Source organism: Tenacibaculum sp. SM2510 (genome assembly GCF_057002845.1).
On sequence record NZ_CP192703.1, the window covers coordinates 1,036,298 to 1,050,832 of the forward strand.

Genomic DNA, 14,535 nt, shown 5'->3' on the forward strand with positions numbered 1-14,535 from the left:
ATCTTATTAACCTTTAGATTTTGCAATAACGTCTTCAGAAACATTTGATGGAGTTTCAGTATAGTGTGAAAATTCCATAGTAGAAGTAGCTCTACCAGAAGACATCGTTCTTAAAGCAGTTACATATCCGAACATTTCAGATAATGGAACTAATGCTTTTACAACTTTAGATCCAGCACGATCACTCATGTCGTTAACTTGACCTCTTCTTCTATTTAAATCTCCTACAATGTCTCCCATGTTTTCTTCAGGAGTTAATACTTCAACTTTCATTAATGGCTCCATAATTCTGGCTTTAGCAGCTTTAGAAGCAGCTTTATAACCCATTTTTGCAGCTAACTCAAAAGATAATGCATCAGAATCCACAGGGTGGAAAGATCCATCTCTTAAAGTTACTTTCATTGAATCCATTTCATATCCTGCTAAAGGACCGTTCTTCATAGCTTCTTTGAATCCTTTCTCTACAGAAGGAACAAATTCTTTAGGAACGTTACCACCTTTAATTACAGAACTAAATTGTAATCCCTGAACACCTTCATCAGCAGGCTCCATAGTAAATGCAATATCTGCAAATTTACCACGACCACCAGATTGCTTTTTGAAAACTTCTCTATGCTCAGCTGAAGCAGTAATTGCCTCTTTATATTCTACTTGTGGCTGACCTTCGTTCACTTCTACCTTGAATTCACGCTTTAAACGATCAACAATAATATCTAAGTGCAACTCACCCATTCCAGAAATAATAGTCTGTCCTGAAGCTTCATCTGTTCTTACAGTAAATGTAGGGTCTTCTTCTGCTAACTTAGCTAAAGCCATTCCTAATTTATCTACATCTGCTTTAGTTTTAGGCTCAACCGCAATACCAATTACTGGATCTGGGAAGTCCATAGATTCTAAAACAATAGGATGCTTTTCATCAGATAAAGTATCTCCTGTTTTAATAGATTTAAAACCTACAGCTGCTCCGATATCTCCTGCTTCAATGTAAGGGATAGCGTTTTGCTTGTTAGCATGCATTTGGTAGATACGAGAAATACGTTCTTTTTTACCAGAACGGTTATTTAAAACATAAGAACCTGCATCTAAACGACCAGAATATGTTCTAAAAAATGCTAAACGACCTACAAAAGGGTCTGTAGCAATTTTAAATGCTAAAGCAGCGAAAGGCTCCTTTACAGATGGCTTACGAGAAATCTCTTCACCATTATCAGGATTTGTACCAATGATTGCTTCCTTATCCATAGGAGAAGGTAAATAACGACAAACAGCATCTAATAAGAACTGAACACCTTTATTTTTAAACGCTGATCCACAAATCATAGGAATAATAGACATATCCATTACAGCAGCACGAAGCGCAGCATGCACTTCATCTTCAGTAATTGAATTTTCATCTTCCATAAATTTCTCTAAAAGATTCTCATCATAAGCAGCAACTTCTTCAATAAGTTTACCTCTTAATTCAGCAGCCTCTTCTTTTAACTCTTCAGGAATATCTACGATATCGAAAGTAGCTCCTTGTGTTTCATCATGCCATACAATAGCACGGTTCTTCACTAAATCTACAATACCTTTAAATTCATCTTCATCACCAATATTCATAACAATTGGCACTGCATTTGACTTTAACATATCCTTAACTTGCTGACATACTGCCATAAAGTTAGATCCTTGACGGTCCATTTTATTAACAAACCCGATACGTGGTACTTTATAGTTATCAGCAAGCCTCCAGTTAGTTTCAGATTGAGGTTCAACACCATCAACTGCACTAAATAAGAAAACTAATCCATCAAGTACTCTTAATGAACGATTTACTTCAACTGTAAAATCAACGTGACCTGGAGTATCAATAATATTAAAGTGGTATCCTTTAGTTTCGTCTGTAGTTTCACCATTGTTTAATGGGAACTTCCATTCACAAGTAGTAGCAGCAGAAGTAATTGTAATACCTCTTTCTTGCTCTTGCTCCATCCAGTCCATAGTTGCGGCACCATCATGCACCTCACCTATTTTATGACTCACACCTGTATAATACAATACACGTTCTGTCGTAGTGGTTTTACCCGCATCAATATGCGCAGCAATTCCAATATTTCTAGTAAATTTTAAATCTCTAGCCATTTCTTAGAATCTAAAGTGTGAGAATGCCTTGTTAGCTTCAGCCATCTTATGAGTGTCTGTACGCTTTTTAACAGCAGCTCCTTCTTCTTTAGCCGCAGCTAAAATTTCGGCAGCTAAACGCTGTGCCATGGTCTTCTCATTACGCTTACGCGTATAAGTTATCATCCATTTAATAGCCATAGACACTTTACGGTCTGGGCGAATTTGCATTGGGATTTGGAATGTTGCTCCACCAACACGACGAGAACGAACCTCTACATGTGGCATTACATTTGACAAACCATCTTTCCAAATTTCTAAGGCTGATTTTTCTTCGTCAGTCTTTTTTTCGTTTACGATATCCATTGCATCGTAAAATACTTTAAAAGCTACAGATTTTTTACCATCCCACATTAAGTTGTTCACAAAACGTGTTACTAATTGGTCGTTAAACCTTGGATCTGGTAAAAGAACCCTTTTTTTCGCTTTTCTTTTTCTCATGTCTTTACATTAAAAAAGTTAATTGATTAATTTTACTTCTTTGGGCGTTTTGCACCGTACTTAGACCTACGTTGGGTTCTACCCTCAACTCCTGCAGTATCTAACGCACCACGTACTACGTGATACTTAACTCCTGGCAAATCTTTTACCCTTCCACCTCTAACTAATACTATCGAGTGCTCTTGCAAGTTGTGCCCTTCTCCTGGAATATACGCGTTAATTTCGTTACCATTTGTTAATCTTACCCTTGCTACCTTACGCATTGCTGAGTTAGGTTTCTTAGGTGTAGTGGTATACACACGCGTACAAACTCCACGTCTCTGAGGACAAGCTTGTAATGCAGCCGATTTACTCTTCTTAGTTATTTTGGTTCTTCCTTTACGAACTAATTGTTGAATAGTTGGCATACTATTATTACTTGTTTTTAATTTGTACTAAAAATTACTCTCTTTAAAAGAGTGTGCAAATGTACGATTATTTTCTAATTATTCAAATATCAATGAGTTATTTTTTAAAAACAGTAATACACTTAATTATTAAAGTATATATAAATAGTGTAAATGAAAATAAAAAAATCACTTTGTCGTGACTTTAACACAGATACTTACAGTGCCTATAATGAATTACTCCTTTTTTTAAGAAATAATTAGCTTTTCTATTGTTTATTTAAGAATTATTTAAGATTTTTGAACAATTAATTCAAACAATTATAAAATGAAAACGAAATTTAATGGGATTTTAACTTTCTTTTTAGCGCTACTTGTTCAAGTAACATTTGCGCAAGAAAGAACAATTTCAGGTGTTGTTTCTGACGAAACAGGTCCTTTACCTGGAGTTAACGTACTTATAAAAGGTACTTCAACAGGTGTTGAATCAGATTTTAATGGAAACTACACTATAAAAGCTAATACAGGAAACGTATTAGTCTTTAGTTTTGTAGGTATGAAGACACTAGAAAAAACAATAGGAACTTTAACCACAGTGAACATTACAATGTCTAGCGACAATGTTTTAGACGAAGTTGTAATTACTGCTTTAGGAATGAGTAAGGCTGAAAAAGCTATTGGTTACTCTGTTCAACAGGTTGATGGTGAAAAGCTAAGCCAATCCAAAGAAACAAATATTGTTAACTCTTTACAAGGTAGAGTTGCGGGTGTTCAAATACAAGGTAGTCAATCTTCTTTAGGGGGGTCTTCAAGAATTACAATTCGTGGATCAAACTCTTTTTTAGGTAACAACCAACCTTTATTTGTTGTGGACGGTGTTCCAATCGACAACTCAAACTTTGCTGATGCGAGTCAACAATCTGGTTTTGGAGGTGGTTCTTATGATTATGGTAACTCTGCTTCTGATATCGACCCTTCAAATGTTGAAAGCATGTCGGTATTAAAAGGTGCTGCTGCAACTGCTATTTATGGATCTAGAGGTGCTAACGGTGTGATTTTAATCACCACTAAAACTGGTAAAAACAAAAAAGGGTTAGGTATAACAATTGACTCTGCTGTTAGTTTTGATAACGTGACCAATTTAATACCTATTCAAAGAATGTATGGTGGTGGTTCTATTTATGCTGATTTCACCAAAGATGAATTCGGTAATAATGTAGATAGGATTGGTCAAGACGGATTTAAAGTCTTTAATCAAGACGGGCAAACTTACTTAGCTCCTAATTATGCAAAAGATGGTTCATGGGGTCCTAAATTCGACCCTAACATGATGGTAAGACACTGGGATTCTTGGGATCCAGATTCTGCTAACTACAAAGAAACTAGGCCTTGGGTTGCTCCTGAAAATGACTATAGCGACTTCTTTAATACCGGTTTTACAAGAACAAACAGTATTGCTTTAGCTGGTGGTAATGAGCAAGGTACTTTTAGAGTAGGTTACACTAACTTAGACCAAGAAGGTGTTATGCCAGGTGGTAATCTTCAAAGAAATACTGTAAACTTTAATGGTAGTTATAATTTATCTGAAAAATTAAAAGCTGGTATTGTTGCAAATTATGTACGTACTGATGTTGCAGGTAGAAACGTAACAGGATATTCTAACGGAAATCCTATGCAAGGTTTTACACAATGGTGGCAATCTCAATTAGATGTTAACCGATTAAAAAGAAAGCAATACAGAACTGACGGTACACAACACACTTGGAACCCTGGTGGTATAACCTCTGAAACTGGTAACGGAAACAACATCCCTAACTTTGTTGAATTTGATGCTAAACCTAACTATTTTGACAATCCACATTGGACAAGATCTAACTTCATGCAAGAAGATTCTAAAAACAGGTTGTACGGAAATGCAAATGTTGCTTATAAATTAACTGATGAATTAACTGTTTCATCACAATTTGGTACAGATTGGTACCAAATTAGCGCTAAAGAAGGGGTTCCTTTTAACTCTGTAGATGGCTCAAGATATGCAGAAACAGAGAGAAGGTTTCAAGAAACAAATATGGATGTAAAATTAAACTACAATACTACATTTGGCGAAGATATCACTTTAAATGCACTTGTTGGAGCTAATAAAATGACTAGAAAATACCGATCTACTTCTTTAAGTACATCAGGAGGTATAGTTGTAGATAAATTTTACAACATTGCAAACTCTGTAGATTCACCTAACGTAGAAACTTTTGAGTCAAACAAGGCTATTAATAGTATTTACTTCACATCTTCTCTAGGTTGGAAAGACATGTTATTTTTAGATTTAACAGCAAGAAACGACTGGTCATCTACATTACCAAAAGATGACAATGGCTTTTTCTACCCTGGTGTATCTTTAAGTTGGGCATTAAGTGAATTACCTAGCCTAAAAGGAAACGAAGTTCTTAATTTTGCAAAAATAAGAGCCAGTGTTGCTCAAGCCGGAAACGATAGTGACCCTTATAGACTTTTAGATGTATATCGTCCTATTTCTCCTAATATAAACGGTTTACCTTCATACGAAGTACCTAACGCTGGACAAAATCCAAACCTTAAAAACGAGTTAACAACTGAAATAGAATTTGGTTTCTTAGTTAAAATGTTTAACAGACGATTAAGTATTGATGCTGCTTATTATGACAGAACTACAGAAGATCAAATATTTAATGTTCCTACATCAACAACTACTGGATACAGCTCTAGGTTGTTAAATGCCGGTACTATGAAAAATTCAGGAATAGAATTAATGGTTAGTGGTACACCAATTCAAACAGAAGATTTCCGCTGGGATCTTGGTATTAACTTAACCAAACAAAAAAATGAAGTTGTTAGCTTACTTAAAGATGAAAATGGTGAAAGCATCGTAGAAAGTATTCAAGTTGGTAACACTTGGTCTTCAGATTTAAGAGTGAAAGAAGGGTTGCCTTATATGGCTTTATTTGGTCAAGATTTCATATATGATGATGGTAAAAAAGTTGTAGGTGCAGATGGTATGTATAAATTTACATCTGACAGAGTATACCTAGGTTCTGCCCTTGCAGATTGGACCGGAGGTTTTAATACTTCATTCACCTACAAAGGATTTACTTTTTCTGGACTTTTTGACTTCCAAATAGGAGGTGTATTACACTCTGACTCTTTACAATGGTCTCATTACTCTGGAATGCACCCAAATACTGTTTCGTTTAATGGTGAATCTGACACTCGTGCTAATGGTATGGTATTACCAGGAGTAAAAGAAGATGGCACAGCCAATGATATAAGAGTAGACCCTCTTACTTATTATCAAACACACTGGAGAAAAGCTGCTCCATATACTTATGACGCAAGCTTTCTTAAACTAAGAGAAGTTAGGTTTTCTTACAGCTTCCCTTCTAAATTTATAGAGAACACGCCATTAACTAGCCTAAGCCTAAGTGCTTACGGAAGAAACTTAGCTATATTATACTCTAAAGTACCGCACTTAGATCCTCAAGGAGTTACAGGGTCAGGGAATATTCAAGGACTAGAGAACGCTCAAGTTCCATCAACTAGATCATTTGGTTTTAACCTATCAGCTAAATTTTAAAAGATAAAAAAATGAAAAAAATAAAATATATAATATTATCACTTGCTTCAGTCTTAACTGTTGCCTGTAGTGATTTTGGAGACACTAACATAGATCCTAATAACGCCGTTGCTATATCACCAAATTCCCTTCTTACCGAGGCTGAATATAGGTTGTACAGTTCAGTTCACGGAAGAACTTTAAATGCTGATTGGGGGCAGTTAATGGTTCAGTATTGGGCTCAGAACGAATATGCTTCAGATAGTAGATATAGTGCAATAGATGTAACTTCTTTTAACGGTTCTTTTGGAAGTATATATATAAATGTACTTAAAGAGTTAAATCAGGCTAAAAAAATAGTAGAAGAACAGATTGCCACTGATGAAATTAAAACAAATCGTAAAAACATTTTAGATGTAATGAGTATGCAAGCATTTGCGATACTTACAGATGGTTTTGGAGATGTACCTTTTACTGAGGCTATTTCTGATGTAAATTTAGCTAAATACGACTCTCAACAAGAGGTATACATGGGTATTTTGCAAACCTTAGACAATGCTGCTGCTACATTTATTAACTCTAGATCTTCTTTTTCTTCAGGCGATATTATTTACAATGGTGATATTGATGCATGGAAAAAATTTACCAGCTCTTTAATGTTAAGATATGCAATGAGGTTGTCAGATATTGACCCTGCTACTTCTAATACTTATGTTAACAAAGCAATTAGTCATGGTGTATTTACTAGTAATGATGACAATGCTTTATTTAAGTTTGATTCGAACATTAACAGAGCAAATCCATTACATAAAGACATTAGTCCATTAGATGGTAACAGAGATGATCACTGTGTATCTGAATTTTTTGTAAATACTCTTGAAGGTATGGGAGACCCTAGATTAGAAATGTATGCAGCACCAGCTCCAGGTGGTTCAATTGTTGGTATGCCATATGGCTTAACGGATAATGATGCTACAGCATTAAAAGGGACAACCTCTAGACCTACTGATGCTCTTAGAGAAGCTACAACTCCTTTTTATATCATCACCTATTCAGAGGTGCAATTTCTTTTAGCTGAAGCTTATCAAAGAGGTTTTGCTACAGGATCTGCTTCTGCAGCATATACAGAAGCTATTAACGCATCTATGAATAGATGGGAAATTACTGACGCAGTAGCTATTTCAACGTATATTTCTTCAAATCCATATAATGCTGCAAATTGGAAAGAGTCAATTGGTACTCAAAAATGGGTAGCTTTATACATGAATGGTTATGAAGCATGGAGTGAATGGAGAAGGTTAGATTACCCAGTTTTAACGGTACCAACTGCCGCTGAAATTTCTACTATACCAGTGAAACTACCTTACCCTTTATCTGAGACTACAACAAACTCAGGCAATTTGGGACAAGTAACATCAGATCCAGGTAGTATTACTACAAAAGTTTGGTGGGATGTAAACTAATATATTTATATCTTTTTAATAATAACAATACACCCAGTTATAGTAAACTGGGTGTATTTATATTTAACAACTATAATTTATAACAAACATAATGTGTTAAAAAATTGTTTATTTAAGATAAAATTAGGACTTTAGCACTTAATTAATTCAAATAATTATACAATGAGAACAAAGTTTAATGGAATTTTAACGCTGTTACTAGCGTTGGTTGTGCAAATATCCTTTGCACAGGACAAAACAATTTCAGGTACCGTTTCTGACGAATCGGGTCCATTACCTGGGGTTACAGTAATAAAAAAGGGTACAACTCAAGGTACTGAAACAGATTTTGATGGGAATTATTCTATTAAAGCGAAAACTGGAGACATATTAGTATACACTTTTGTAGGTATGAAAGCTGTAACAAAGTCTGTTGGTATTAGCAATACAATGAATATAATCTTAGAAAATGATAATTTATTAGAAGAGGTAGTTGTTACTGGTTATGGTACTTCTACTAAGCAAGCCTTTACAGGTACAGCAAAAGTTGTTAAAAGTGAATATTTAGAAGCTAAATCAGTATCTAATGTATCTCAAGCATTAGCTGGTGAAATTGCTGGTGTTACCGTTGTTAATGGTTCTGGTCAACCTGGTACCGCTGCAACAATTAGAATTAGAGGATTTGGAACCATTAATGGTAGCAGTGCCCCTTTATATGTAGTTGATGGTGTACCTTTTACAAATAGTATTAGTAACATTAATCCTGCTGATATTGAATCAACTACTGTTTTGAAAGATGCAACGGCTACTTCAATATATGGTTCTAGAGGAGCTAATGGTGTTATTGTTATAACAACTAAAAAAGGTAGAAATGGGGTTTCTAACATTTCTGTTGATATTAAAACAGGAGTTAACATGAGACTTTTACCTGCTTATGAAGTGGTAAAATCTCAAGATGAATATATTGAACTATCTTGGGAATCTTTAAAAAACACAGGTGACTTTTTAGGGAGTTCTGACCCTGCTGCTTATGCAAATGCTAATTTATTTTCAGGAGCTGGAATTAGTCCTGATTATAACATGTGGAACATTACTAATGTTAGTGAACTTATTGATCCTACTACAGGTAAGGTTAGACCTAGTGCTACAAGGAAATATACTCCTGAAGATTGGTCTGATTATGGATTTCAATCTTCTATAAGAACTGAAGCTAATATGAGTATGAGCGGTGGTAACGATACAACTACTTACTTCTCGTCTTTTGGTTACTTAGATGATGTTGGATATTTAGTAAACTCTGATTTTAAACGTTACTCAACTAGATTAAACCTTACGCACAAGCCTGCTAAATGGTTAGAAGCTAATGCTAATATAGATTATTCTTATGCTGTACAAACAGCTAACGGACAATCTGAAGATTCTGGATCAATTTTTTGGTTTACAGATAACATTCCTTCTATTTATCCTTTATTTTTACGTGATGCTAATGGTGCCGTAATTAATGATCCTTTTTATGGAGGTAATCAATATGATTATGGTCAAAATAGAGGTTTTGGAGGTTTAACAAATGCTATTGCTGATGCTAATTTTGATTTAAATCAAAATAAACGTCACTCTATGAATGGTAACTTTTCATTTAAAGTAAACTTTACTGATGACTTATCTTTCACTGCTAAATATGGAGCTAACTACTATAGCTTTATTGACGATAGTATTAACAACCCTTTCTATGGTTCTGCTGCAGGACAAGGTGGTAGTTTATTTAAAGAACAAAGACAAGCTTTAACTCAAAACTTCTTACAAATGTTTAACTACAGTAAGAGCTTTGGTAACCATAACATTAGTGCTTTATTTGCACATGAAAGTAATGAATGGAAAAGAGACCGTACATTTATAAGTAAAAATACAGTAGTAAATTTGGTAAATGGTTTAGACAATCCAACTAACTATGTTAATGTAGGTTCAAATCCAGAAGGATATACCGAAGAAACAGGATTAGAAAGCTACTTTGCACAGGCAAACTACAGTTATAATGATAAATACTTCTTATCAGGTACTATTAGACGTGATGGTTCTTCTCGTTTTGCTAGAAACAAATGGGGTACATTCTGGTCTGCAGGTGCATCATGGATTATGAGTAAAGAAAACTTCATGAGTAATGCTAGTTTTGTAAACTATTTAAAATTAAAAGCTAGTTACGGTATAACTGGTGATCAAGGTGGTGCTGGTTTCTATTCTGGACAAAACAATTATGACATTGATAATTTAGATGGTAATATTTCTTTAATTCTTGGAGCTATTGAAAACCCAGAATTAACATGGGAATCTAGTAATATGTACCAAGTAGGTACTGAATTTAGACTATTTAATAACATTATTGATGGTTCTTTAGATTACTACATTAAAGATACTGATGATTTATTTTTTAATGTTCGTATCCCAATCTCAGCAGGTGATGCTATTTTAACTAGAAATGATGGATCAATTGTAAACAGAGGTTTTGAATTTGATTTAACCGGTCACATTATAAATAAAGAGAATTTTAAATTAGATTTATCTGTTAATGGTGAAATGTTAGAAAATGAAATAACTCAAATGCCTTTTGATACACCAGCAGGAAGAAATAAAATAATTGATATAGACGGTAACTTTGGTAGAACTGAAGGAAGAAGTAGATTTGATTACTACATGCCAGTATGGGCAGGTGTTGATGCTTCTAACGGTAACCCTTTATGGGAAACAAACTATGTAGATACCAATAGTAACGGGGCGTTTGATTCTGGAGAAGAAATTTTAGAACTATATGAATATAAAGTACTAAACCCTGACGCTACGATAGAACAAGCTCTTACGAGTGACTATACTGAAGCTTCAAATAAATTTGTTGGTAAGTCTGCAATACCTACTGTAAGAGGAGCTTTTAGATTATCTGCTAAAATTCATGATTTTGACATTAGCTCTCAATTTGCTTATAGTTTAGGTGGTTATGGTTATGATGGTAACTACGCGAGTGTTATGGGTAATGATCAAGCAGGTGGTAATAACTATCATGTGGACATCAGAGATAGATGGCAAAACCCAGGAGATGTAACAAATGTACCAAGATTATATAGTAACCAAAATATCAGAGTTACTAGTCAATCTACTCGTTTTTTAACAAAATCTGATTATTTAGGATTAAATAATGTAAGGATTGGTTATAGTATACCGTCTAACTTCCTAAACAACACAGGTGTTTCGGGTGTTAACATATGGTTAGCTGGTGATAATCTTTTCTTATTAAGCGCTAGAGAAGGATACAACCCATCTACCTCATTAGTAGGGGCTGCTGCAAGATACAGATACAACCCATTATCTACATTCACATTAGGTGTTCGTATAAAAATTTAATTTAAAAAATTTAAAAAATGAAACGTAATTTAATCAAAACAGTATTTGCTCTTGCTGTAATTACAACATTATTTAGTTGTAGTGATGAGCTCTTAGACAAAAGTCCTACTCAATTTATAAGTGTTGAAGATACAGGTGCTTCTGGTCAATTAAACCCAGTTATCTTAGAATCTACCCTTAACGGTGTTTATTCTATGATGATAAATGCATTTACGGGAGGAACGGGTGACCATAGTGATTTTGGTCAAAAAGGTTATGATATTTACACAGATTTCTTATCTGGTGATTTAGCTTTAACTGCAAACAACTATAATAGATATGGTGATTTTGCTAACTTACAATCTACCTTAGATTTTTCTAACGATGATAACTATATTCCTTGGAGATATTATTATAGAGTTATTAAGTCTAGTAATTTAATAATTTCTTCTCTTGGAGGTAATACAGCAATTCCTAGCTCTGAATCTGGAAGACACTCTTTAGGTCAAGCAAAAGCTTTAAGAGCTTATGCTTATTTTTACTTGTCTCAATTGTTTCAAGCAGAGTATAATGCTTCTGAAGCTATATTACCTTTATATACAGAGGTAAAAGATGTGGAACCTCAAGCTCCAATGAGTGAAGTTTTCGATGTAATTATTAGCGATCTTTCATCTGCTATTACTCTTTTAGATGGTTTTTCAAGGACTTCAAAATCTTCTGTAAATGCCGATGTTGCAAAAGGATTACTTGCATATGCATATGCTGCTAAAGGTGATAGTGCTTCAAATATTAAAGCTAAAAACTTAGCTGATGAAGTAATTGCAGGTTATCCTCTTATGGATGCTAGTGAAGTTACTGGAGGTTTTAACAATGTTGGAACACCTGGATGGATTTGGGGATTTGACGTTACTTTAGCTAATGGTTTAGATTTAGTTTCATGGTGGGGTCAAATGGATGTATTTACATACAGTTACCAATGGGCTGGTGATAAAAAAGGTATTGATAATGCTTTATATGCCTCTATAGATGATAATGACATTAGAAAAACTCAATTTGATCCTGCTAACGACTTACAACCTAGAAACAAGTTTTACAATGGAGCTAGAGTTATTGGTGGACAAAGAAACATTGAAGATGATTATGTTTTCATGAGAGTTGCCGAAATGTATTTATTATCTGCTGAAATGGCAGCCAAAGAAAGCATGGATGGTGATGCTAAAACTACCTTAAAGCAATTATTATCAAAAAGATATACTAATTCTGCTGATTATGCTTATGTTGATGCATTAGCTGGTAGTGCTTTATTAGATGAAATTATTTTAGAAACAAGAAAAGAGTTATGGGGTGAAGGAAAGAGTTATTTATCTATGAAAAGGAATAAACAAATGATGACTAGAGGTACTAATCATGTTTTTCTTCCTGGATTATCTATTCCTCATACAGATGAGAGATTAACTTACCGTATTCCACGTGCAGAAGTTCAAAATAACCCTTTTATTAACTAAAAATACAAAATCTTGTAGTAATTAATCTGATTAATTGCTACAAGGTAAATATTTAATATTATGACGAAAAAAATTTTTACCTTTTTAACCTTGTTCATTTTAGCTTTCACATTTAATAGCTGTGAAGAAGAAATAGAAACATCTGAGTTAAAATATGCCTCATTTGAAAAAGATAATTTAAATGTTGGTGTAGCCGATAGTGGTCAAAGTACTGCTGAGTTTAATATTTTCACAACAAACACAACTTCTTCTGACAGAGTATTTGATATTCAAGTTACTGAAGGTAGTACTGCTAGTCCTGATTTTTATACTGTACCAGCAACTGTAACTGTTCCTGGGGGAACGAATAAAGGTGTAATTTCTGTAAGTTTAACTGACGGAACTTGGTTAGACAGTGATCACTCTTTAGGTTTAAGATTATCTTCTGCTAATGATAGCCAGTATGTAGGTACTGATTTAAACTTAATTATATACAGGTTATGCCCTGGTGCTACAGAAACTAAAGTGAAATTTGATATTTCTTTTGATAAATATCCTGAAGAAGTAGCTTGGAGAATATTAAATGCTTCTGGAGATACAGTTATGGCCAGTGCTACCCCATTTAATTTTGGTGGTTATCCAGCTGGTACAACTGGTTCAACATACGTAGGTTTTTGTTTAACCAGCGGTACATATACCTTTGAAATTTTTGATCAATATAGCGATGGAGCTGGAGCTTTTTCTTTATCAACTTATGATGGTATAACATTAGTTAGTTCTGATGGAAAATACGGTGGTAGCCTTACTGCAGAATTCACCTTGTAGAAAACACTACTTATACCATATTATAAATAATTAAAACCACCTCTAACGAGGTGGTTTTTTTATACCATAAATTCTAGTACATTTGCAGCATGGAAGAAAACACTACTATTTTTGGTATTAGAGCAATTATTGAAGCTATTGAAAGTGATGCATCAATTAACAAAGTATATTTACAAAAAGGACTTAGAGGCGAGTTATTTTTTGAATTAGATAAGTTATTAAGAAAAAATAAAGTATCAACTAGTGTTGTTCCTACAGAAAAACTTGATAGACTATCTAAACACAGTAACCACCAAGGAGCTGTTGCTAAAATTTCTCCTATAGACTTTCATGATTTAGAAACATTAATTGAAACTACTTTAGAGTCTGATAAAATGCCTTTGTTTTTATTATTAGATCAAGTTTCTGATGTACGTAATTTTGGTGCTATTATTAGAACAGCTGAATGTACAGGTGTTAACGGAATTATCATTCAAAAAAGTGGTAGTGCTCCTGTAAATGCCGAAACGATAAAGACATCTGCTGGTGCAGCTTTTAAAATTCCTATCTGTAAGGTAGATCATATTAAAGATGCTATGTTTCAATTACAAGCGGCAGGTATAAAAATGGTTGCTGCTACCGAAAAAACAGAAGATTCTGTTTTTGATGTTGATTTTAATCAACCAATGGCAATTGTAATGGGTTCTGAGCATAAAGGTGTAAGTACTTCTGTTTTAAAAATGGTCGATTACAAAGCTAAATTACCTTTACTTGGTGAAATTGAATCTTTAAATGTTTCTGTTGCCTGTGGTGTATTTCTTTATGAAACACTAAGACAAAGACAATAATATAAATAAAAA

9 protein-coding genes are annotated in these 14,535 nt (G+C 34.1%); 6 read left to right on the plus strand and 3 right to left on the minus strand.

Annotated elements, in window-relative coordinates; all coding sequences use genetic code 11:
• Window positions 1-6: 6 nt before the first annotated feature.
• From fusA to rpsL, 3 genes are read right to left on the minus strand one after another with little or no spacing between them, the layout of a single operon-like run.
• Complete coding sequence (gene fusA / locus ACQ629_RS04725; RefSeq protein ID WP_483706789.1) at window positions 7-2,124, minus strand: elongation factor G; 2,118 nt, start codon at window positions 2,122-2,124, stop codon at window positions 7-9.
• Window positions 2,125-2,127: 3 nt separating this feature from the next.
• Complete coding sequence (rpsG, locus tag ACQ629_RS04730) at window positions 2,128-2,604, minus strand: 30S ribosomal protein S7 (protein WP_218771196.1); 477 nt, start codon at window positions 2,602-2,604, stop codon at window positions 2,128-2,130.
• Between the two features lie 32 nt (window positions 2,605-2,636).
• Complete coding sequence (gene rpsL, locus ACQ629_RS04735; RefSeq protein ID WP_028887479.1) at window positions 2,637-3,011, minus strand: 30S ribosomal protein S12; 375 nt, start codon at window positions 3,009-3,011, stop codon at window positions 2,637-2,639.
• Window positions 3,012-3,318: 307 nt separating this feature from the next.
• Here rpsL and ACQ629_RS04740 point away from each other — a divergent pair, with 307 nt between their 5' ends.
• The 6 genes from ACQ629_RS04740 (at window position 3,319) to rlmB (ending at window position 14,523) form a co-directional block, all read left to right on the plus strand.
• Entirely contained in the window at window positions 3,319-6,597 is a 3,279-nt protein-coding gene (locus tag ACQ629_RS04740) for a SusC/RagA family TonB-linked outer membrane protein (RefSeq protein ID WP_483706790.1), read from the plus strand.
• Window positions 6,598-6,608: 11 nt separating this feature from the next.
• Window positions 6,609-8,039: a SusD/RagB family nutrient-binding outer membrane lipoprotein gene (locus ACQ629_RS04745; RefSeq protein WP_483706791.1), complete on the plus strand. Its 1,431-nt coding sequence runs from the start codon at window positions 6,609-6,611 to the stop codon at window positions 8,037-8,039.
• A gap of 162 nt (window positions 8,040-8,201) precedes the next feature.
• Window positions 8,202-11,408, plus strand: a complete 3,207-nt coding sequence (locus ACQ629_RS04750) for a SusC/RagA family TonB-linked outer membrane protein (protein ID WP_483706793.1) — start codon at window positions 8,202-8,204, stop codon at window positions 11,406-11,408.
• Between the two features lie 17 nt (window positions 11,409-11,425).
• A complete protein-coding gene (locus ACQ629_RS04755) occupies window positions 11,426-12,892 on the plus strand; it encodes a RagB/SusD family nutrient uptake outer membrane protein (protein ID WP_483706794.1) in 1,467 nt (488 codons plus the stop codon).
• Window positions 12,893-12,952: 60 nt separating this feature from the next.
• Window positions 12,953-13,696 (plus strand): hypothetical protein, encoded by a 744-nt coding sequence (locus ACQ629_RS04760; RefSeq protein WP_483706795.1) that lies wholly within the window; start codon window positions 12,953-12,955, stop codon window positions 13,694-13,696.
• Window positions 13,697-13,785: 89 nt separating this feature from the next.
• Complete coding sequence (rlmB, locus tag ACQ629_RS04765; protein ID WP_483706796.1) at window positions 13,786-14,523, plus strand: 23S rRNA (guanosine(2251)-2'-O)-methyltransferase RlmB; 738 nt, start codon at window positions 13,786-13,788, stop codon at window positions 14,521-14,523.
• Window positions 14,524-14,535: the final 12 nt, after the last annotated feature.

Excerpts from the sequence above, each read along its gene's own strand:
- fusA (WP_483706789.1), bottom strand. The coding sequence starts at position 2,124 with ATGGCTAGAGATTTAAAATTTACTAGAAATATTGGAATTGCTGCGCAT.
- rpsG (WP_218771196.1), bottom strand. The coding sequence starts at position 2,604 with ATGAGAAAAAGAAAAGCGAAAAAAAGGGTTCTTTTACCAGATCCAAGG.
- rpsL (WP_028887479.1), bottom strand. The coding sequence starts at position 3,011 with ATGCCAACTATTCAACAATTAGTTCGTAAAGGAAGAACCAAAATAACT.
- ACQ629_RS04740 (WP_483706790.1), top strand. The coding sequence starts at position 3,319 with ATGAAAACGAAATTTAATGGGATTTTAACTTTCTTTTTAGCGCTACTT.
- ACQ629_RS04745 (WP_483706791.1), top strand. The coding sequence starts at position 6,609 with ATGAAAAAAATAAAATATATAATATTATCACTTGCTTCAGTCTTAACT.
- ACQ629_RS04750 (WP_483706793.1), top strand. The coding sequence starts at position 8,202 with ATGAGAACAAAGTTTAATGGAATTTTAACGCTGTTACTAGCGTTGGTT.
- ACQ629_RS04755 (WP_483706794.1), top strand. The coding sequence starts at position 11,426 with ATGAAACGTAATTTAATCAAAACAGTATTTGCTCTTGCTGTAATTACA.
- ACQ629_RS04760 (WP_483706795.1), top strand. The coding sequence starts at position 12,953 with ATGACGAAAAAAATTTTTACCTTTTTAACCTTGTTCATTTTAGCTTTC.
- rlmB (WP_483706796.1), top strand. The coding sequence starts at position 13,786 with ATGGAAGAAAACACTACTATTTTTGGTATTAGAGCAATTATTGAAGCT.